Raw genomic sequence first — 20829 nt, 5'->3', positions numbered from 1 at the left:
CCACCTGATCCCATCCCGAACTCAGAAGTGAAAAGCGCCATCGCCGATGGTAGTGTGGGAGATCCCATGTGAGAGTAGGTCGTCGTCAAGCTTTACATTAAGAGAAACCCCACATGACAATGTCATGTGGGGTTTTTTCGTTTAAGAGAAGTAACGAAGTAACAACGCTTCCCACGTGTGGGGCTCTTTATCAAAGACACGCATGTGAGAGTGACGCTGTTATCAAGCTTTAAATATAAGAAGCCCTGATAGGTTATCCTGTCAGGGCTTTTTTACGTCTGTAGGAAAGCCAGCATGGCTTGATCTCCACTTAAGTTTGAACCACCTGATCTCATCTACTTTCTTTTCGCCGCAGGCGCTCGCCATGCCGATGGTCGTGTGGGTCTTATAATAGAAAGAAAGCATGTGAGACAAGGTTGTCGTCAAGCTTTAAAACGAAAAGAACCCCATCCTGCATAGCAGGGCGGGGTTTTTTATGCCTGAAATAAATCAAAAACCCAGAGCTGGGTCTAACCCTCCTAGAAAGCGTTGGTGTCTTGGTCTTGTCGCCAAGATCGCTTCTTGTTCTTTCATTTACTTGCGCCTGCCTCGTACCTCGACGCGTCAGCGCAAATGAAAACAAGAATCTCTCACACTGATTGCGCAAGGTCAGATCTCTTAAACAGAGCAGTATCTCCTTTAACCAAGACAGGCATAGTTAAAACCCAGTAAACACAGTACTTCCCATAAAGTCGCTCCTTGGTTTTCCCTTTACTTGCGCCTGTTTCGTCCCTCAATGCGTCGGCGCGAATCAAACAGCAAGGAAGATAGAGTTGTACAAGATGATTTTTACCTAGAGGACACTTTGTCATCCGATCCGCTTGCGTCTGTTTGGTACCTCAACGCGTTGAATCGAATAACAATGTGAATAGAATCTTGCATGAGGCCCCGGTCTTATAAGGACGCGCTACTTGGGTCATTCCCGTAAAGTGTTAATCGAAGCATCGGATAATAAAAAAGGCCGCTAGGCGACCTTCTTGTTATTAACTGGCTATGTTATGCACTCAAAGTGAAGCGAGTTTTATTTTGATTGTTAATAACTTAGGCACTTATCCACTTCATTAGCTGCACCTAGTATGACGGCGACGCGTTGATGAATGGCATCTGGTTGTATATCTAGAATGCGTTGTGTGTGTGTATGAGCTTTGCCGCCAGCTTGTTCTAGAAGCATGGCCATCGGGTTAGCTTCATACATTAGACGAAGTTTACCTGCTTTAGATGGATCTTTGTTATCCCATGGGTAGATGAAGATACCACCACGACAAAGAATACGATGTACGTCACCTACCATAGCTGCAACCCAACGCATGTTGAAATTCTTATCGCGAGAGCCTTCTTTCCCCTTCACAAGGTCAATAACATAGTTTTGCATGTTGGTTGACCAAAAACGTTGATTAGCCATATTGATGGCAAACTCTTGTGTGTCTTTCGCAACTTGAATGCCTTCATTCGTTAATGTGAAAACCTGGTTCATTGGATCGTAAGTAAACATGTTAACGCCGTTGCCAGTTGTCAGAACTAACATGGTTGATGGGCCGTATAGAACGTAACCTGCTGCGACTTGTTCTTTGCCTGGAATTAAAAAATCAGCTTCACTTGCTGGTTTGTCACCTGTTTGGTGATAGATGGAAAAGATAGTTCCGACCATTGCATTTATGTCGATGTTAGAAGAGCCATCTAATGGGTCAAAAGCGATGAAGTATTCGCCATTTGTGTTGGCTGGAACAATGTAATCTTCTTCTTCTGAAGCAATGGCTCTAACCGCTGGACAAGCAATCAGGGCATCTTTCAGCATGTCGTTAGAGATGACATCCAGTTTTTTCTGTTCTTCGCCTTGAACGTTTTCATTGCCAGCCATACCTAAAATGCCTGCAAGCGAGCCTTGTTTTAGCGCATCTGAAATGGCGATACAGGTGTTAGTCGTAACCGTTAACACCTCTTGTAATGTTTTCGGTGTCGCGTTGGATGCTAAAACATCAGATAGGTTTTGCATGGTGTGGCATTTCCTTGTTATTTGAGGTTGTTGAAATTATGCCATCCTAGTAGCAGGGTGTCAGCCAAGCTCGCGTTTTGAGCATAAAATAAATAGGGAAAATTGACGTTTTCAGATAATCTACGAGAAATGTTTAGAGGAATAGCTATGTCTGCGTTTGTTGTGCACAACTTAGAGCTTGATGGTCAAGGCGGCGCTACCTTGTTACCCGCTTCAGAGCTGCCTGAAGCTTTGCCAGTTCAAGGTTGTCGCTGGGTGCATTTGGATTGCCGCGAAGAAGAGGGATACGATTGGCTTTCCAGTTTAGACGGTGTTCCTGAAACGGCTGTCGAAGCGTTATTTGCCGAAGAAACCCGGCCTCGTACGGTTAGAATGGGAAAAGGGTTATTGCTAACGCTACGCGGAGTGAATTTAAACCCTGAATCCAACCCCTCTGATATGGTGTCTTTACGTCTTTGGGTAACGCCTCATTTTATTGTTTCTAGCCGTCGCCGTAAGTTGCTATCTGTTCAAGATGTCGTAAAGGACTTGGCGAATATGGAAGGGCCAACAAATACAGGTGATATTGTTGCGACCTTGACTGAGACCTTGACAGGTCGAATGGCGAAGGTTATTGCGAGCTTAGAAGATGAGCTGGCGGATTTGGAAGAGAGTATTGGTGAAGGTATCGAAGGAGGACAGCGTGACTCTCTTGTTAAACGCCGCCTTGAAACCATACGTCTGAGACGTTTCTTGGTACCGCAAAAAGAAGCGATTCATAAGCTATCTCAGGAGTCAGCTAATTGGATGGCGGCGGATCAAATTGCACAAGTGCAGGAAGCGGCCAATGATATCACTCGCTATGTCGAAGGGCTGGAATCGTTGCGTGAGCGTTGCTTGTTGATGCAGGAGGAATTCGCCAATTTACAAGCAGAGAAGATGAACGCTCGTATGTACGTGCTATCGATTTTATCTGGTATTTTTATGCCGTTAGGTTTTTTGACTGGTTTGTTTGGTATCAATATTGGCGGTATGCCAGGGACTGATAGCAATGCCGCTTTTTGGTTGTTCTGCCTGGTGTTATTGGTGTTAGGTGGTGGGCAGTTTTGGCTGATGCGTAAAAGTCGCTGGTTTTAAGGCGCTGATTATTTTTTGTATGAATCGTTCAAAGCCTCGTATTTATCGAGACTTTGAACGCAGTAAGACTATTTCTTTAGGGTTTTAACGCCATCTTTCGTGGCTAATAGTAAAACGTCTGCAGAGCGTTTTGCGAACAAGCCATTTGTTACCACACCAACAATGCCGTCGATGCTTTTTTCTAGGGCGATAGGATCAAGAATTTCTAGATTATAGACATCTAAAATATGGTTGCCATTGTCGGTAACAACGCCTTCACGATAAACCGGATCACCGCCTAGTTTTACCAATTCACGTGCAACATGCCCACGTGCCATTGGGATGATCTCTACAGGAAGAGGGAAATCACCAAGCACTTTTACGAGTTTAGATTCGTCTGCGATACAGACAAATTCATCACTGCATGCTGCTACAATTTTTTCGCGGGTTAATGCCGCACCGCCGCCTTTGATCAAATGCAGGTGGTCATTCGACTCATCGGCGCCATCGACATACACACGAATGCTGTCAACACTGTTTAAATTATAAACAGGGATGCCATGCTTTTTCAGACGTTCAGCAGATGCTTCAGAGCTTGCTACAGTGCCGTCAAATAAGCCTTTGTGTTTAGCTAATTCATCAATAAAAAGGTTTGCTGTCGAGCCTGTGCCAACACCGACGATAGTGTCGGTTTCTAACATAGGAAGAATGTAAGCTACCGCAGCTTCTGCAACGGCTTGTTTTAATTCGTCTTGCGTCATGGTGATGTTCACCTTCTATTATAGTTTTACAAGGGGGCGGTATTATTCGGCTTACCTATAATGATAAGCCACCTCTGATGGTGGTCGTATTATAGGCGCTTCATCTCTCTATTGTTACCCTAACTTATTAGGCTATTGATGGGTTTTATCTCTTTTTGATGTGAATTTAGAAAGCATCGGTCTTTGCGCCAAGAGAGGTGAAAGAGTATATTTCCTACTCGGTTTTTTTTGACTAGCAGTCAGCGCAGATGTCATTAAGAACATCGTGTTGTCGATTTTTATTCGTTTAGGAAACACTATGCCTCATACCATGATCAAAAAGATTCTACAGGCGCGCGTTTATGACGTTGCCGTAGAAACACCACTGTCTCGTGCCAATCAATTATCGAATCGATTGGGTAACGAGATTATTTTGAAGCGAGAAGACTTACAGCCGGTTTTTTCTTTCAAAATTCGTGGGGCATACAACAAAATTTGTCAGTTAACACCAGAAGAGCGGGCTCGTGGCGTTATTGCTGCATCGGCAGGTAACCACGCACAAGGTTTGGCCTTGGCGGCTAAGAAACTTGGCATTCAGGCAACGATTGTCATGCCAGCGACTACGCCAGAAGTGAAAGTCAGCGCGGTGCGTAATCATGGCGCAGAAGTGGTTTTGTTTGGTGATGCCTTTGATGAAGCTTCGGCAAAGTCTCGTGAAATCATGGAGAAAACTGGCCAAGTTTACGTTCACCCATTCGATGATCTAGACACTATTGCGGGTCAAGGTACGATCGGTATGGAAATCCTTCACCAACATGAAGGGAATATCGACGCAATCTTCATTCCAGTCGGCGGCGGCGGTTTGATTGCTGGTGTGTCGGCTTATATCAAATACCTTCGTCCAGATATTAAAATTATTGGTGTTGAGCCACAAGATGCCGCCTGTCTAAAAATTGCTCTGGAAGAAGGTAAGCCGACTCGTTTGGCGACCGTAGGTATTTTTGCCGAAGGTGTGGCGGTGGCAGAAATCGGTCAAAATACTTTTGCTATTGCCAAAGATACCGTCGACGAAGTCATCACAGTGACTACAGACGAAATGTGTGCGGCCATCAAAGATATCTACGATGACACTCGTGCGATTACTGAGCCTGCTGGCGCATGCGCCTTGGCTGGCTTGAAGAAATACATCGAGCGTGAAGATGCGCAAGGACAAACGCTTGTTGCGATCAATAGCGGCGCCAATGTCAATTTTGACCGCTTGCGTCACGTATCTGAGCGTGCGGAGTTAGGTGAAAAGCGCGAGGCTATTATTGCCGTGAAGATTCCTGAGCATCCAGGTAGTTTTAAAGATTTCTGTCAAGCGTTGGTCGGTCGTAATATTACAGAATTCAATTATCGTTATGGCGATGATCAAGAAGCTGTCATCTTTGTTGGCGTCGCTTTAGGCGGCAGCCCGCATAGTCGTAAAGAGCTATTGGAAGACCTGAAAGATTACGAAATCACAGATTTAACTGATGATGAAACGACCAAAGTTCATGTCCGTCATATGATTGGTGGGCATTTACGCAGCGATAAAGGTGAGTTGTTGTACAGCTTTGAGTTCCCTGAACGCCCAGGTGCTCTGTTGAAATTCTTAAACACGCTTGGTGGTCAATGGAATATTTCTATGTTCCATTATCGTAATCATGGCGATGCTTATGGGCGTGTTTTGGTCGGGTTGCAGGCGGTAGGCGAAGAAACTGATGTGACTAAATTCTTAGATGAGTTGGGTTATCCTTACCAAGACGAAAATAACAACGACGCTTGCAAGCTGTTCTTTCGCTAAAAGCTCTAAAATCGGTTATCATAAGTACAATTATTTTTTTGAATTCAGCCCTCTCATTGGTGACAGTGAGAGGGCTGTGTGATTTTAATGTGACGCCATTATGAGCGGCATATATACTGTTTAAAGGTCTCCCTTGTGAATATTCAAACTCTTCTAAATCGACGTATCCAAGCTGCTATGGTGGCGGCTGGTGCGTCTGATACTGCGCAAGCGCTAGTTCGTCAATCAGCAAAAGTTCAATTTGGCGATTATCAAGCTAACGGCATTATGGGTGCGGCAAAAGCGTTGAAAATGAATCCTCGTGATTTTGCGAAAGCTACGCTAGAGCAATTGGATTTGTCTGACCTTGCCGATAAGGTAGAAATCGCAGGGCCAGGTTTTATTAATATCTTTCTGAAGAATGTTTGGTTGAGCAAAGAGTTAGTTCAATTACGTACTAGCGAGCGCCTTGATGTTAACCCTGTTGAAGCGCCAGAAACCGTGGTAGTGGATTATTCTGCTCCCAACCTTGCCAAAGAAATGCACGTGGGTCATTTACGTTCGACGGTGATTGGCGATGCGGTTGTTCGCACCTTAGAGTTCTTCGGGCATCATGTGGTTCGTCAAAATCACGTGGGCGATTGGGGAACGCAATTCGGTATGCTGTTGGCGTACATGGAACGCCTACGCGCCGAAAATGCTAAAATCAGCATGGCGCTTGCAGACCTTGAAACCTTCTATCGTGCAGCAAAGACTTGCTTTGACGATGATGAAGCGTTTGCTGCTCGCGCTCGTGAATTGGTGGTTGAGTTGCAGTCAGGTGACGAAGAATGCTTGGCGCTTTGGGATGAGTTTATCGAAATATCTATGGCGCACTGTGAAGAAACCTACAAGATGCTTGGGGTGTCTTTAGAGCGCCAGCACGTGATGCCAGAAAGTGCCTATAACGATGACTTGGCGAACGTAGTTAACGAGCTAAAAGATCAAGGTTTGCTACAAGAATCTAACGGCGCCCAATGTGTGTTCATGGAAGAGTTTGCTAATAAAGACGGTGAAGTTACCCCGATTATTGTACAAAAAACTGGCGGTGGTTTTTTGTATGCAACCACTGACTTGGCAGCGGTGCGTTTCCGTCAACACACTTTGCATGCCAACCGCGTACTGTATTTTGTTGATGCGCGCCAATCTTTGCATTTCCAGCAGATTTTTACCTTATCTCGTAAAGCAGGCTTTGTGAAACCAGAAACACAACTAGAACACATGCCGTTTGGTACTGTGATGGGCAGCGATGGGAAACCATTCAAAACTCGTTCTGGCGGCGTAGCAAAACTGTCCTCTTTATTGGAAGAAGCGCAGGAACGTGCTTATCAATTGGTGGCGTCGAAGAACCCAGAAATGAGCGAAGAAGAGCTACGAAACATCGGTCGTGTTGTTGGTATTGCGTCGGTTAAATACGCTGACTTATCGAAAAACCGTACCAGTGATTACGTTTTTAACTGGGACACTATGTTGAGCTTTGAAGGCAACACTGCGCCTTATTTGTTGTACGCTTATTCTCGAGTAGCAAGTATCGTTAAACGCTCTGAAATCGATCTAGCGGGCCTTACGGGCGACATTTCTGTTGATGCTCCTCAAGAGCGCGCTTTAGCCGTGAAATTGTGTCAGTTCGAAGAAGCCATTCAACAAGTAGCGAACGACGGTATGCCGCATTTCTTGTGTTCTTACCTGTATGATTTAGCGGGCACCTTTATGACTTTTTACGAAGCGTGCCCTATTCTAAATGCTGAGGATGAAGTGAAACACAGTCGCCTGCAATTGGCATTGAATACGGCTTCGACGTTGAAACTCGGTTTGTCTTTGTTGGGTATTGAAACGTTAGAACGTATGTAAGTACTAGGCGAATAACGAATAAAAGGCACTGAAAGGTGCCTTTTTTACGATTATTGGAAAATAGCGATGGGGGCGAGTTTGTGCTTTTCTGCGTATGTTTTCAGTCGTCCATCCTCTTTTATCTTAGTCACAAATTGATTTACTTTTTCTAACCAATCAGGCTGCCCTTTTCTTATAGCATAGGCGTAGTTAAGCGGCTCTGATGATTTTTCTAAAGGAATAAGTTTAGCCCAATCAAATAGAGAGATCATTTTCTGCCCATACGGGAAATCAGTAATAAAAACGTCAGCACGTCCAGATCGGACTTCTAGTTCGCGCTGATTGGGCTCCGTGGTGATGGTTAACGATGCGTTTTTCAGTTTTTTACTCATAGCACTTTCCATGTAGGTGCCTTTTTGTACAGCAACGATAACTCCTTTTTGATCAATATCTTTCCAACTTTTAATGAAAGGGTGCTTTTTAACAGTGATTGCGTACATATGGCTAGAAAGGTAAGTATTACTAAAATCCACACGTTTTTTTCTATTTTTTGTCGCGGCAATACCAAACATGGCGATATCGCATTTACCCTTTTCAAGGTCGTTCATAAAGCGCCCGAAATGGCTGGTTACGTAGTTAATTTTCACATTAAGCTCTTTGGCAAAAGCTTTGCTTAAATCAATATCAATCCCTTCTAGCTTATTAGATCTATCGTTGTAATAACTAATTGAAAAATAATCCGGCCAGATGCAAACATCTAACTGACCTTTTTGATGAATAATACTTTCTCTTTCTGATGCGATAATTGAAGTCGCAGCGAATAATAAAAAGTAACAAATTACATACATAAAGCCCTTCTTTGCTTGTGACATACTTACACCCTTATGATTTATATCTATTATTCAGGCACATTTAAATAATGTGATACGACTTATGTTTAAGCAAATACAGCAAATGTTAGGCATATACATTAGAAGACAACCTGTCTTAATTCCTGCTGCTGTTGTTCTTGTTATTTTTATGCTCGTGTTGCTGCAACAATTGTTACAGCGTGGTTATGAACGAGCCTTAAAAGAACAATTGATAACCAATACCGCTCTGATCTATGCAATTGAGGACTCTGTCACTCGTTCTATTCAAGCGGTAAATGGTAGTCTTACTTCGCTTGCTACTCAAATTCCAGAGTTGTCAGAAGAGTCCAGACAATCAGTCGAGCAACAGATGCTTCGATCTCTCCCACAACTTCGAAGTATTGATGTCATTCCTCTCGCCAAGGCAACTTTATGTCAACCTCTCGTTACTTCACTTAAGCGATCTGAAACTCGTATGCTGGCACCTCAAAATGGTCGTCAATGGGGAGTAAGCCCGAATTTAAAAGGGTTACAGTATTGGCCTGTTTGCTCGCCATTTTATGTCGATGATCAGCTTAAAGGATTTATCGTAGGGTCAATCAATCCGCATTACTATTCTAATTTAATTAGTGCCACAGAGTATGGTGGCAGAGAAATCGAAATTTTCCACTCGTCAGGTGAAAATATGTTGGGCGGGGCTTCATCCATGCCTCTTTGGATACAGATGGCATTACAAGACAAAGCGTGGGGGAAAATACGAGTACAAGACGACAGTTCCTCCGGTTATTTAGAGAATTTTCGTGCGACTTCTTTAATTCCTTTGGTTGTGACACTTCGTTCTTATGATCGGATAGATCTATCTAGTTGGTTTTCTGATGTGCTTATATTGAAGTGGAGTTTTGGTCTTTTGGTATTGGCTGTTCTCCTAGTTTCAACCACTTTTATGATCCTAAAAAATCGACAGGAATATGAACGAGGCAGTAACTTGTTATTGAGTGAAGCTATGCGAAATACCGCGAACGCTATTTTTATTACTGACTCAAAAGGTAAAATTCATTGGATAAATCAAGCGTTTACCTATTTGACTGGTTATAGTCTAAAAGAAGTAAGAGGCAAAACACCTAATATTTTAAATTCGGGGTATCAAGATAAACGTTATTTTAATGCCCTGTGGAGAACGGTGAAGTCTGGTCAAAGTTGGCGAGGAGAGTTAATTAATAGAGACAAGCATGGTCGTTTGATTTCAGTCAACCAAATCATTACACCGATTAAGTCCGCTGCTGGTGAAATTGAGCATTTCATTGCTGTTCATGAAGACATTAGCGCACGAAAAGAAGCCGAAGAAAAAGCGTCTTTTTTAGCCAAGCATGATGGCTTAACTGGCCTAGCGAATCGTCATCATTTTGAAGAGCATCTTGGTGAGTTGTTTCACTCCTGTGTCCAAGGAAATATAGGGTTAATCTTTATCGATTTAGATCGCTTTAAAGAAATTAATGACACTCTCGGGCATGAAGCGGGCGATGTTTTATTAAAACGAACGGCTAATAAACTTAAGCAGGTTTTGCCTGATGAAACCATACTTGCTCGTTTAGGTGGAGACGAGTTCGCTTTGCTTGTTTATCCGTTGGTAGATGTTAGTGATATGAGTCAGCTTGCTAAGAATATTGTTGCGACCCTAGCCACGCCTTTTGATTATTGTGGTTCTAAGTTCGCTGTTACCTGCAGTGTGGGGGTTGCAGTGAGCGATATTGGAAAGACCGATGCTTCTACCTTGCTGCGTCAAGCCGATATGGCAATGTATCGAGCTAAGCAAGAGGGGAGAAACACTTACCAGTTATTTGATCAATCTATGGCAGAAGTAATGAAACATCGAGTTTATTTACAACAAGAACTTGATGCCTCTATGTGCACAGGAGAGGGTTTTAGCTTACATTTTCAGCCTCAGGTTGATGCACAGACATACGAGGTAGTGGGTGCTGAAGTGCTGTTTAGATGGCAGAGAAAAAGTGGTGAAAATATTTCTCCTGGAGAGCTTATTCCTATTTTAGAAGAATCTGGTCAAATAGTGGCGCTAGGAAAGTGGATTATTGAAGCCAGTTGCAAACAGTTGTGTGAATGGCGTGAGTTAGGTCTGGATTTAGGAAAGGTTGCGATTAATATCTCGCCAGTTCAATTATCTAGCTCTAACGTTGCTGATGATCTTTTGGCGGTAATGAATAAGTATAATATTCCTAGTTCAGCTATGTCTGTGGAATTTACAGAAACCGCACTCTTGGTTAGTTCGCCGATCTTGACCTACAATTTGACTCGGTTTGGAGAGGAGGGAATCACCATAGCGATTGATGATTTTGGAACGGGTTATTGTTCACTTGCGTACTTAAAGCGCCTTGATGCCCATTATTTAAAAATCGATCAGTCTTTCATTGCTGGTATTGGGCATAATGAGGCGGATGAGAGTATTGTCTTGGCCACAATTGCGATGGCGAAAGGGCTAAAAATGTATGTGATTGCTGAAGGTGTTGAAACCCAAACACAGATAAATTTTTTGATAAAACATCAATGCGATATTTTGCAGGGGTATTTCTTTGGCAAACCAATGCCTGCACCTGATTATCAATCTTATTTGAATCTCGCCAAAGAGTCATACCAAGCTGTCAGCGTGGAGCTTTAGTCTCAAAAAGTCACTATTCGTTTATAACAGATCATCTTCTTACCTTTTGATATTAGGCGTGATTCTCGTGTAGGAACGTATTCAAAGATGGCTTAAACTAGTCGCCATTATTAGCCTAGAATTGGCTTATTTATTGAATGCTTTTAAGTGATGGGAGTGACATGAAGATATATATTGCTTACACAGGCGGCACGATTGGTATGGTGCCTTCGGAGCAAGGCTTGATACCAGACGCCGCCTTTGCAGACCATCTAACCCAACATTTAAATGAATCCGATGAACTTGCTCATGACTTTGTAATTGCAAGTTATCCTACCTTAATCGATTCCTCCAATGCTACGGCAAAAGACTGGCAAACCATTGCTTGTGATATTAAAAGCAAGTGGCATGACTTCGATGCCTTTATTGTTCTACATGGCACAGATACCATGGCTTATACCTCGGCGGCGCTGTCCTTCATGTTTTCCCATAGTGATAAACCTATTATTGTCACTGGCTCGCAGGTTCCCATGTATAAGGTGCGTACCGATGCCATGATCAATGTCATGGGCGCTATTTCGGCTTGTGAAGAACTTAACTGTAAAAAGAATAGCAATGGCGTGTTTTTATTTTTTGCTGGTCGTTTGATTGAAGGGGATCGTGCTCATAAAGCACATACCAGTGACTGGCAAGCGTTCAGCTCTCCAAATTGTCCAGAGCGAGGCGTATTAGGTATTGATTGGCGTTGGCGCTCTGTCGATGTTGTTAAGCAATCCATGCAAATTCAGATTCCCGAAATGCAAGAAGGTTCTGTAACCATTTTGCCTGTCTTCCCTGGTGTTCACGCTGCCCATTGGCAAGGATTGTTGAGTGAGAACGTAAAAGGCGCGGTGTTATTAAGCTATGGCGCAGGCAATGCACCAGATAGAGACCCTGCTCTTTTAGCGCTACTAAAAACCGCGTCAGAGCGCGGTGTGGTGATCGTTAATGTAAGTCAATGTGGCGCCGGAAGTGTTGCTGCGGGCGCTTATGCAGCGGGTTCTGCATTGGTCGAAGCGGGCGTAGTTTCAGGTCAAGATATGACATATGAAGCGGCATTTGTGAAGCTGAGCTTTTTAATAGGTTTAGGAGCTTCGAGCGAAGAGATTAGAAACTGCTTTTTATAACAAGAAGAGTTAAAAGGGATTTTGTATGGCATTTTTATATGTGCTCTTAGTACTGATTTGGTCAACAGGCTTTATCACTGGCAAACTTATCGTCGGTCTGATTGATCCTAACGTTTTTTTGAGTATTCGTTTTGTGTTGGCTGGATTACTATTTTTATCCATTGCCTTGTGGCAGCGTCGACGTTTTCCATCATTGACAGAGCTACCTAAGCACATTATTGCTGGCATGTTGATGAATGGTTTTTACTTGGGCTTTGCCTATGTTGCTATTGCAAAAGGTCTACCTGCTGGTGTTATGGCTTTAATCGGTGCATTACAGCCTGCTTTGGTAACCTTGCTCGCCTTCTTGTTGATCAAAGAGAAAACGTCTCTGAAAGGAATCATCGGAATGTTGGTTGGTATTGTGGGGCTAGTGTTAGTCATCAGTCCAGCACTAGAGCTTGATATGAGCCACGGAGGCGTCACTTTGCTGACGTTTACCTTGGCTTGTGCGGCGATATTTACTCTTTCTCTTGGTGTCACGTATCAGAAAATGTCTATATCATCGTCTGATATTTTCAGCTCAATGGCGATTCAAAACCTCGCGGCGAGTGTTGTCTCGATTGGCTTTATGTTGCTACTCGGTGAGACCTTATTTGCAGTGCAGTTGGAATCGTTCTTACTCGTTATCTGGGGCGTGCTGGTTTTATCTGGCGGCGGTGTTTTCTTAATGGTGTGGTTATTGAGAAAAGTCAGAGCATCACAGGTGTCGACTATGTTGCTATTAGCCCCACCTTTGGCGGCTGTAGAAAGTTATTTCTTATTCAGTGAATCCATGACAAGTATTCAAATTGTCGGTTTTGTGATTACGATTGTCGGTGTGTATTTTAGTAGAGCAAAATACAGCGATAAATGAAAGGGAAAAGAATGTACTTTTCTATGACAATCAATTGAACTTCGCTTTGGTGTGTTTAAATAAAATCACGATATGCTTTAGCTTCTTATAAAAAACTACATTGGTTAACATGCTATTTGTCATTAAACGACTACTATTAAATTTTTTGCATTTTGTGTTTTTAATGATGGATTTTAGTAGGTGGGTATATGGGGTTGTTTGCAAATAGTAGTGAAAAACAAGCGCTAGAGCAGAGTATTGTTGCGGTCATTACAATTGATACGAAAAATGCGGTTGACTTTTTTTAACCCTGCTGCAGAGAAACTTTGGGGTTATATGAAAGAGGAAGTGATTGGTAATAATGTTAAAATGCTTGTGCCTGTAGCAATACAATCTCAGCATGACGAATTAATTGATCGAAATCGCCGTACAGGTGTCGATAAAATTGTTGGTACTAGCCGAGAAACTAAAATCGAACGCAAAGATAAGCGGGTGGTCTGGGGGCAATTATCGCTATCAAAGATTGAGCTTGATGAAGGTACGTTGTACACAGCTTTTGTCAAAGACGTTACCTAATAAGTTAAACAACGAGCCGAGCGAGAAATGTTGTCCTTGGTGGCAAATGAGACCGATAATGCCGTTATTATTACTAATGCTTCAGGTTTGATTGAATATGTTAACCAAGGGTTCGAGCGTTTAACTGGCTATGAAATGGCTGAAGTTCGTGGCAAAAATTTTACAAGGTCATGAAACTAATCCTGCAACAGTAGACAATATGCGACGTCATATTGCTAAAAAAGAGCCTTTTTATGATGAAATCCTTAACTACGCTAAGAGTGGAGATCCGTATTGGGTTTCTCTTTCAATTAACCCTGTATTTGATGATGAGGGGAACGCTAAAAACTTTATTTTCGTACAAGCAAATATTACCCAAGTTAAGCAAATGGCGCTGGATTTTACACGCAAGCTAGATGCGATTAGTGAAGCGTTGGTAATGATTGAGCTTGATACGAAATTCTCTCTAATCAAAGCGAATACTCTAATAGAGAGCAAACTTCAAGGTCTCATGAAAGCCGCAGATTTTGGCTTTTATATCATGAACAGATTAACGGACAACCAGAAATCAGAGTTAAATAAAAAGGGTAGTTTAAGTTTACAGACGGACATAAAGAGTCATGGTGAGGTACTCAGTATCGATGCCAAATTATATGTTTTGCGAAACTTTAAGGGTGAAGTAACCCAATATGTCTATTTTGGTATTGATATTACAGGTCGTAAGTTGACGTTTATCAAAACTCAAGAAGCGATGTCTGAATTGGTAGCGGCGAGTAATAAAATCAGTGAGATGGTTAGCACCATCAATGGTATTTCTGAGCAAACTAACTTACTGGCGTTAAATGCGGCTATTGAAGCCGCGAGAGCGGGAGAGATGGGAAGAGGTTTTATTGTCGTTGCTGACGAAGTGCGATCTCTGGCTGCTAACTCTAAGAAATCAAGTAATCAAATCGACGGTTTAGTGAGTGATACGCTGTCAAAAGTGGATGAGCTTGCCGAGTTATTGAAAAAGATAGACAACTGAGCTCTGAGTAAAAAAAACCACCAGTTAGTCAGGCAAACTTGGCTAGCCTGACTTTTTCTTTTCCAATACTCTCAATTTAGCTTCGGCACCATCAATTAAGGTGCCGAAGCGTTCTATTCTTCCCAGTTGAAATTATTTTATGCCGTGTCATTAGGGCTTGAGCATTGTCTTGAATGCGTAGGTCACCGTCAAAGAAACCATCGCCATTCAATAATTTTCGATAAGACGAACTTGGTTTTGCGCCAGTATGCGAGTCTTGATTTTATCAAATCTGTATAATGAACTTAATGATAATGGGTTTTATTACTATTATATTTATGTAAAACTATCAAAATTGATAGGATGTCATTAGTAAATTGTATTTATGGATAAAACAAATCGCCAACCAAACTCTTCTCTATTTAGGCAAGAAGTCTTACATGAGGAGCAGCGCTCTCATATGGGGCAAGTGCTTATTCATCAGCCTGCAAACTATGTATGGGTTGTACTCGTTGCAGTTTTGCTCGTTATTCTTGTAATAGCGTTTGTATTCTTTGGTATTCATACTCAAAAGGTGAGGGCTCCGGGTATTCTAGCTCCAAGTCAGGGGGTGCTTAGAATTCTAGCTCCAGTACAGGGCCAAGTCGAAGAGGTAAAGGTCAGAGAAGGTCAGTTTGTTAACGCTGGTGATCCCTTATTCACAGTCTCTGATGAGCGAGTTTCCAGTATCGGTGAATTACAAAACCTTTTAGCGGAAACGCTGGCACTGCGAGAGTCTTTAATAAAACAAGACAAAGAACAGGCCAAAGTCAGATTTGCTCGCCAGAAAAAACTACTCGCACTTCGCCTTTCTTCGATGGAATTGGAAAAATCGCAATTTGACGTTGAAATTGATTTGTTAGAGCGAAGAGAGGGGCTAGCAGAAAAGAGTCTTAACCGTTTGCGAGTCCTACATGATCAAAGGCATGTTGCTGAATTTGAATTACAAAATGCAGAAGCAGAGTTATTAGTTTTAGCTAGTCAGAAGCAATCTCTCATACGTAGCCAAAGTAGCTTAGAAAATAATCGTTTAGAGTTAATCGCTCAACGCCAAGATCAAGAAGAGCAATATCAACGTCAGATGACGGACGCTGAACAAAGATTAGCGTTATTACAGCAGGAAATAGCTGAGAACACTGTGCGCTCAAAGCAAATAATACAAGCGCCTTTTAGTGGAAAAGTAACAGGTTTAAGTATTCAAGCAGGTCAGCAAGTCATGATCAATACTCTAATGGCTAGTCTAGTGCCTCAGAATAGTAAGCTGCAAGCTGACCTATACATCACTCCCAGTCAAGTGGGTTTTATAGCCATTGATCAAAATGTTTCGCTCCGTTACACAGCCTATCCATATCAGAAATTTGGCATGGCGCAAGGACGTATTATGAATATTGCCAGCAGTCCATATTCACTCCAAGAACTCCCCACACACATTGCTAGTATTCTACAGAATACTCTAGCCACGCAAAATCAAGCGCAGAACTTTTATAAAGTTACTATGGCAATAAACTCCCAACATCATGGCGATTCTCAACCGTTACTCCCCAGTATGCAGCTTGAAGCGGATGTTCAACAGGACACACGTAGATTCTACGAGTGGATACTCGATCCTATTTATTCAATAGTACGAAAAATATAGTTAAGACAAAAAAGGTTAACACTATGAGATTAACAAATCGAGAACAGGAAGTTCTACGAGTTCTGGCAGAGGGGAAGAGCAACAAAAAAATTGCTGCTGAGCTTAATATCAGTCATTTCACAGTTAGGGACCATGTCTCCTCATTGCTTCGAAAGAAGCAGGTTTCATCTAGACAGCGGCTGGTATCAGCTTATTACTTTGAAAGTATGGAAAGTGGTGAATTTTAAAACCCTACATCTGTAGGATTATATCTTAACTTTATATCTATAATAATACATTTTTTATGAATAGTGTTCGCGATATTTTTACGAAAATATAGATTCTTATTTTGGAGTCAGCTTTGGAAATTAAAAAAAAACTTTTAAATCGGTTTTAAAGGTTTTATTAAAAATTATTTTTGTAGGTGTGATTAGTGGAGTCTTAGGAAGTCTCATTGTTGATTTTTTAGATTTTTTATAAATGTTTTTCTTGATAGGGGGATAAATGAGAGAGCTTAATATAGCTGAGTTAGAGTGTGTTGGCGGAGGTGTTAGTCCATTAGTTACGGTTCCTATAAAAATGGCTGTAGGTGGTGTGTCGAGTGCTTTGGGTTATACCATAACTAATGCAATTCAAGGTCAAGAGATAACACAAAAAGGCCTTATTACATCTTTTTCAGTTGGGGCTTTATCAGGAGGCGGGGCGAGCTCTCTAAGAACTTCTGTACTTTCTTCTACTGGTGGAGCGGTAGCGGGAAATGTTTTGGACTCTATGGATGGCTCGAATTATTGTTCTAGCGATGGTACAAGCTACTAAATATATGAAGAATTCAATGCATTAAATTTTCTAAAGGTAGTTCGCTTTGAAAAATAAGTCATATGATTTTTTTATAATGGTTTTCAAGGTAATTCTTGGTGGTGTCGTAGGAGGTATCATTTTATCTTTTACTAGTTTCTTTGTTTTTTATTGTAGTGGCAGTTAAAGCAGTAGTAGCTGATGTCGATTATCTAACTAATAGTTAATTCAACTCAAGGTAATTAGCCAACAGTGTAAGGAGCTACGACAGCTGCAGTTGTTGGTGGAACTGCTGCTTTGCTAGGCCCCTTATCCCTCCATATTCTTAGGACGACAGTGTTGTCTTCTATTACTGGAGGGGCTGCAGGAAATGCAGCCGATGGCTCTGATTATTGTTCGGATGGTACAAACTATAATTAGTGTTATTTTATTGTTGATCTTAAAAGGATTTTGATTTTGTTCGATACTTATAGGGATGATTTTTTTTCTAACCATATTTATAAAAAACCTTTTTTTTTTAAATATCGTATCTGATATTGAGTTGTCTTGGAAAGATATTAGTGAAATATATGAGAGGGCAGACGCATCCGATCCTAGTTTCAAATTGATGAATGGTCATGAGGTACCAAAGTCAAAGTATTTAGAGTCATATGTCAATGTAGGAAGAGTGGAGTATCGTTATATAAAACCTATTATTTATGATTATATGCGTAAAGGTGCAACCCTAGTTTATAATCGTATCCGTAATGAGCCCTTTGTTAGCAATATTTCTCGACAAATAGCTAATTTCGCTCAAGCACAGGTCATTACGAGTGGTTATGCTGCATTTAGTGCTAAGCCTTCTTATCGCTGCCATTGGGATACTCGTGACGTTTTTGCAGTTCAGTTAAAAGGCCGTAAGCGTTGGATTTTAAAAGAACCAACCTTCAAACTCCCTTTGTACATGCAGCAAACGAAAGATATGCCCGATGCTGAGGAACCAGAAGAGGTTTATTTAGATGTCGTACTTGAAGAAGGCGATATTCTATATGTACCGCGTGGTTGGTGGCATAATCCAATTCCTATGGGAGAAGAAACATTTCATTTGGCTGTTGGAAGCTTTGCGCCAACTGGCTTTGATTATATCCGTTGGCTTGTTCAGAAGGCTCCTAATATAGTGGATGGCCGCCATAATTTACATGGATTCCAAGAAAGTAAAGAATCATTAGATCGATTCGGAAAAGAGTTTGCTTCACTAATGTCTGATGAGGCGACTTATGAGCAGTTTATGGCAGATTATATAGGACAACATAGAGTTGATTCGCCAATATCACTTGGTACTCTTGCCAATGGAAAGATAAGTCAATTGGAAATGACTCAAAGAATTAGACTTAATGTGAATTTACTCTATCCGTTTTCTAATAACTTTTTGATAGTTAATGGTAACAAAATAAACTTAGATGAGATTAGTCAGAAGCTTATTAACTATATAAATAAGCATCAGGCTTGTACCGTCAGCGATGTTCTAACTGTGTTCTCAAACTATCCTAGAAATAAACTTCACGAGCTATTATTTCAACTTGCATTGAATGATATTCTAGAGTTGATTTCAGTTTCTGACAGTGTGGTCATTGGTTCGGAAGAGAATAATGTTACCCTGAAGATGGTTTGATGAAATGAAAGTTATTCTTCAATCAGAAAGCCATGAATGTGGACTTGCTTGTCTTGCTATGCTTGCCAGTGCCTATGGCTCGCACTTAGATCTTCCAACCTTACGGCGACGCTTTTCTATCTCAATTAAAGGTACTAATCTTCCACAAATCCTTAATTATGCGCAGTCATTAGATTTTTCCAGTCGTCCAGTTCGGTTGGAATTAGATGAATTGAAGCAACTTCGTCTGCCTTGCATCCTCCACTGGAGCTTGAATCACTTTGTTGTGCTAGAAAAGGTAGGGACGCAGAAGGTGACGATTCTGGACCCAGCAGCGGGACGAAGAACATTAACAATGGACGAGGTCTCTCGTTTTTTTACTGGGGTTGCTTTAGAACTGACGCCAAATTCAAGATTCCAGTCTGCAGAAAAGAAGCCTCGTTTACGACTTCGCGAATTAACTGGACATGTTCTTGGTTTAAAACGGGCTCTGGTAAATATCCTTATGCTTGCTTTGGCTTTAGAAGTTGTTGCTCTGTTATCGCCACAAGTTATGCAATGGGTTGTGGATCATGCCTTGGTTTCGGCTGATTATGATTTATTGTTGTTAGTTGTCATCGGTGGTTGCCTTTTGTTGGTGATTGACTTTGTCTTGCGTATGGCAAGGGGATGGATGGGGCTCAGGCTAAACCAACAGCTGACGCTGCAATGGACCAGCAATTTCTTTCACCATTTATTGAGACTATCTTGGTCTTTTTTTGAAAAACGGCATTTGGGTGATATTACGGCCCGCTTTCAATCCTTAGATGCTATTCGTGCCGTTATTACAAATGGTGCTGTGACTATCTTGCTTGATGCATTGGTTGCCTTGATCACGCTCACACTGATGACACTCTATAGTAAAATGTTGACTGTTATCGTTCTGACTGCGGTTGCGTTATATGTGCTTCTTCGTTGGGCTTTTTATGTACCCTTACGAAATGCGATGGAAGAACGTATCGTTTTAGCGACAAGAGAAAATGCGTATTTTTTAGAAACTATTCGTGCTGTCCAGCCTCTGAAACTCTTCAATTCAACACCCTTACGATTGGCTACTTGGCAAAACTTACTGACCGATGTGCAGAATCGAGATCTTAGAACCCAAAAAATGTTGTTGGTATTTGGTGGCTGCAATACTTTGATTTTTGGTTTAGAGGGAATGTTGCTTCTGTACGTCGGTGGAGTTGCGGTTTTAGGTAACACCCTAACGTTAGGGATGTTGTTGGCGTTCCTTGCTTACAAAAGTCAGTTTACTACTCGCGCAAGCAAGCTGATTGACCTAGGGATTGAAATCAAAATGCTATCTTTGCATGGAGAGCGCTTGGCTGATATTGCTCTTGAAACACCAGAGTCAGATATTGCAATCGAAACGGACCTCAGCAGGATAGAACCACGTATCGAGTTTAAAAATGTGTCCTTTCGATATGCTGATGGCGAGCGTTGGGTCATTAAAGATCTATCCTTCACAATTGATGCTGGTGATGCGGTTGCCTTAGTTGGCCGTTCTGGTTGTGGTAAGTCTACTTTATTTAAGCTCATGTTAGGGCTGTTAGAGCCAACCGAGGGTGATATTCGTATTGGTGATATTTCGATTCGTCAGCTGGGACCAACGGCTTTAAGGAACATAGTTGGTGTAGTGATGCAGGATGATCAGCTTATGGCTGGTTCTCTTGCTGAGAATATAGCGTGTTTCGAGGCTGGTGCAACACAAGAGAGGATTGAAAAAGCTGCGCAGCAAGCCAACATTCATAAAGCTATCACAAACATGCCGATGGGTTATCAGACTTTGGTAGCTGAAATGGGGAGTGGTTTATCCGGTGGACAAAAGCAGCGGATGTTATTAGCGAGAGCATTGTATAAACAGCCAAGCATTTTGGCACTGGATGAAGCGACCAGTCATTTAGATTTGCATGGCGAGCAGCATGTTGTGAGTAACTTACAGTCATTGTCCATGACACGAGTCGTTATTGCCCATCGTAGAGAAACGGTTGCTATGGTTTCTCGAATAATTCATTTCGAACAAGGAAAGATAACGGAAGACATTCGTTTAGACACAGACGAAGTTGCATAAT

General features: G+C 41.9%; 16 protein-coding genes, 1 rRNA gene and 2 pseudogenes. 16 read left to right on the top strand and 3 right to left on the bottom strand.

The features are described 5' to 3' along the window. Positions 1–91: ribosomal RNA gene (gene rrf, locus DFP80_RS19505) — 5S ribosomal RNA — on the top strand; the annotation flags it as partial. Positions 92–1072: 981 nt separating this feature from the next. Here rrf and DFP80_RS19495 read toward each other — a convergent pair. Then, positions 1073–2032, bottom strand: coding sequence for a class 1 fructose-bisphosphatase (locus DFP80_RS19495; protein ID WP_113918459.1), 960 nt, complete (start codon positions 2030–2032; stop codon positions 1073–1075). A gap of 147 nt (positions 2033–2179) precedes the next feature. On the opposite strand from DFP80_RS19495, the gene DFP80_RS19490 reads away from it, so the two are divergent. After that, positions 2180–3148 carry a zinc transporter ZntB gene (locus tag DFP80_RS19490; protein WP_158601382.1) on the top strand — a complete coding sequence of 323 codons (969 nt, stop codon included), beginning with the start codon at positions 2180–2182 and terminating at the stop codon, positions 3146–3148. 68 nt (positions 3149–3216) lie between these two features. Here DFP80_RS19490 and rpiA read toward each other — a convergent pair whose 3' ends face one another. Then, a complete protein-coding gene (rpiA, locus tag DFP80_RS19485; RefSeq protein ID WP_113918457.1) occupies positions 3217–3888 on the bottom strand; it encodes a ribose-5-phosphate isomerase RpiA in 672 nt (223 codons plus the stop codon). A 298-nt stretch (positions 3889–4186) separates the two neighbouring features. Between rpiA and ilvA the strand changes: the two genes are divergently transcribed. Next, positions 4187–5692 carry a threonine ammonia-lyase, biosynthetic gene (gene ilvA / locus DFP80_RS19480; RefSeq protein WP_113918456.1) on the top strand — a complete coding sequence of 502 codons (1506 nt, stop codon included), beginning with the start codon at positions 4187–4189 and terminating at the stop codon, positions 5690–5692. Positions 5693–5827: 135 nt separating this feature from the next. Then, positions 5828–7561 carry an arginine--tRNA ligase gene (gene argS / locus DFP80_RS19475; protein ID WP_113918455.1) on the top strand — a complete coding sequence of 578 codons (1734 nt, stop codon included), beginning with the start codon at positions 5828–5830 and terminating at the stop codon, positions 7559–7561. A 50-nt stretch (positions 7562–7611) separates the two neighbouring features. Here argS and DFP80_RS19470 read toward each other — a convergent pair whose 3' ends face one another. Beyond that, the gene (locus DFP80_RS19470; RefSeq protein ID WP_113918454.1) at positions 7612–8412 is read right to left on the bottom strand and encodes a substrate-binding periplasmic protein; all 801 of its coding nucleotides are present in this window, start codon (positions 8410–8412) and stop codon (positions 7612–7614) included. Between the two features lie 61 nt (positions 8413–8473). Between DFP80_RS19470 and DFP80_RS19465 the strand changes: the two genes are divergently transcribed. The 12 genes and pseudogenes from DFP80_RS19465 to DFP80_RS19415 all read left to right on the top strand — a co-directional run bounded on the left by DFP80_RS19465 (position 8474) and on the right by DFP80_RS19415 (position 20828). After that, positions 8474–11062 (top strand): putative bifunctional diguanylate cyclase/phosphodiesterase, encoded by a 2589-nt coding sequence (locus tag DFP80_RS19465; RefSeq protein WP_113918453.1) that lies wholly within the window; start codon positions 8474–8476, stop codon positions 11060–11062. Between the two features lie 161 nt (positions 11063–11223). After that, positions 11224–12207 (top strand): type I asparaginase, encoded by a 984-nt coding sequence (locus DFP80_RS19460; protein ID WP_113918452.1) that lies wholly within the window; start codon positions 11224–11226, stop codon positions 12205–12207. Positions 12208–12232: 25 nt separating this feature from the next. Beyond that, positions 12233–13102 carry a DMT family transporter gene (locus DFP80_RS19455; protein WP_113918451.1) on the top strand — a complete coding sequence of 290 codons (870 nt, stop codon included), beginning with the start codon at positions 12233–12235 and terminating at the stop codon, positions 13100–13102. Between the two features lie 267 nt (positions 13103–13369). Then, positions 13370–13657, top strand: a complete 288-nt coding sequence (locus DFP80_RS19450) for a PAS domain S-box protein (protein WP_113918450.1) — start codon at positions 13370–13372, stop codon at positions 13655–13657. Positions 13658–13684: 27 nt separating this feature from the next. Beyond that, positions 13685–13831, top strand: a complete 147-nt coding sequence (locus DFP80_RS19445; protein WP_113918449.1) for a PAS domain S-box protein — start codon at positions 13685–13687, stop codon at positions 13829–13831. Further along, positions 13788–14003 (top strand): annotated as a pseudogene (locus DFP80_RS21090) (PAS domain-containing protein); the annotation flags it as partial. The gene DFP80_RS19445 and the pseudogene DFP80_RS21090, both read left to right, overlap by 44 nt. Before the next feature lie 369 nt (positions 14004–14372). After that, positions 14373–14603, top strand: a pseudogene (locus DFP80_RS21085) (methyl-accepting chemotaxis protein); the annotation flags it as partial. Between the two features lie 421 nt (positions 14604–15024). Beyond that, positions 15025–16314, top strand: a complete 1290-nt coding sequence (locus DFP80_RS19435) for an HlyD family secretion protein (RefSeq protein ID WP_113918447.1) — start codon at positions 15025–15027, stop codon at positions 16312–16314. A 23-nt stretch (positions 16315–16337) separates the two neighbouring features. After that, entirely contained in the window at positions 16338–16541 is a 204-nt protein-coding gene (locus tag DFP80_RS21080; RefSeq protein WP_113918446.1) for a response regulator transcription factor, read from the top strand. A 256-nt stretch (positions 16542–16797) separates the two neighbouring features. After that, the gene (locus DFP80_RS19425) at positions 16798–17109 is read left to right on the top strand and encodes a hypothetical protein (protein ID WP_113918445.1); all 312 of its coding nucleotides are present in this window, start codon (positions 16798–16800) and stop codon (positions 17107–17109) included. Positions 17110–17563: 454 nt separating this feature from the next. Beyond that, complete coding sequence (locus tag DFP80_RS19420) at positions 17564–18739, top strand: JmjC domain-containing protein (RefSeq protein ID WP_206610629.1); 1176 nt, start codon at positions 17564–17566, stop codon at positions 18737–18739. A 4-nt stretch (positions 18740–18743) separates the two neighbouring features. Further along, on the top strand, positions 18744–20828 hold the full coding sequence (locus DFP80_RS19415; RefSeq protein WP_113918444.1) for a peptidase domain-containing ABC transporter: 2085 nt from the start codon (positions 18744–18746) through the stop codon (positions 20826–20828). The last annotated feature ends 1 nt before the right edge of the window (position 20829 follow it).

Source organism: Marinomonas rhizomae (genome assembly GCF_003315485.1).
Classification (GTDB): domain Bacteria; phylum Pseudomonadota; class Gammaproteobacteria; order Pseudomonadales; family Marinomonadaceae; genus Marinomonas; species Marinomonas rhizomae.
Note: the sequence above shows the minus strand (reverse complement) of the source record. Positions and strands in the feature narration are given on the sequence as shown.

Coding starts and splice junctions, on each gene's coding strand:
- DFP80_RS19495 (WP_113918459.1), bottom strand. CDS start 2,032: ATGCAAAACCTATCTGATGTTTTAGCATCCAACGCGACACCGAAAACA.
- DFP80_RS19490 (WP_158601382.1), top strand. CDS start 2,180: ATGTCTGCGTTTGTTGTGCACAACTTAGAGCTTGATGGTCAAGGCGGC.
- rpiA (WP_113918457.1), bottom strand. CDS start 3,888: ATGACGCAAGACGAATTAAAACAAGCCGTTGCAGAAGCTGCGGTAGCT.
- ilvA (WP_113918456.1), top strand. CDS start 4,187: ATGCCTCATACCATGATCAAAAAGATTCTACAGGCGCGCGTTTATGAC.
- DFP80_RS19470 (WP_113918454.1), bottom strand. CDS start 8,412: ATGTCACAAGCAAAGAAGGGCTTTATGTATGTAATTTGTTACTTTTTA.
- DFP80_RS19465 (WP_113918453.1), top strand. CDS start 8,474: ATGTTTAAGCAAATACAGCAAATGTTAGGCATATACATTAGAAGACAA.
- DFP80_RS19460 (WP_113918452.1), top strand. CDS start 11,224: ATGAAGATATATATTGCTTACACAGGCGGCACGATTGGTATGGTGCCT.
- DFP80_RS19455 (WP_113918451.1), top strand. CDS start 12,233: ATGGCATTTTTATATGTGCTCTTAGTACTGATTTGGTCAACAGGCTTT.
- DFP80_RS19450 (WP_113918450.1), top strand. CDS start 13,370: ATGCGGTTGACTTTTTTTAACCCTGCTGCAGAGAAACTTTGGGGTTAT.
- DFP80_RS19445 (WP_113918449.1), top strand. CDS start 13,685: ATGTTGTCCTTGGTGGCAAATGAGACCGATAATGCCGTTATTATTACT.
- DFP80_RS19435 (WP_113918447.1), top strand. CDS start 15,025: ATGGATAAAACAAATCGCCAACCAAACTCTTCTCTATTTAGGCAAGAA.
- DFP80_RS21080 (WP_113918446.1), top strand. CDS start 16,338: ATGAGATTAACAAATCGAGAACAGGAAGTTCTACGAGTTCTGGCAGAG.
- DFP80_RS19425 (WP_113918445.1), top strand. CDS start 16,798: ATGAGAGAGCTTAATATAGCTGAGTTAGAGTGTGTTGGCGGAGGTGTT.
- DFP80_RS19420 (WP_206610629.1), top strand. CDS start 17,564: ATGATTTTTTTTCTAACCATATTTATAAAAAACCTTTTTTTTTTAAAT.
- DFP80_RS19415 (WP_113918444.1), top strand. CDS start 18,744: ATGAAAGTTATTCTTCAATCAGAAAGCCATGAATGTGGACTTGCTTGT.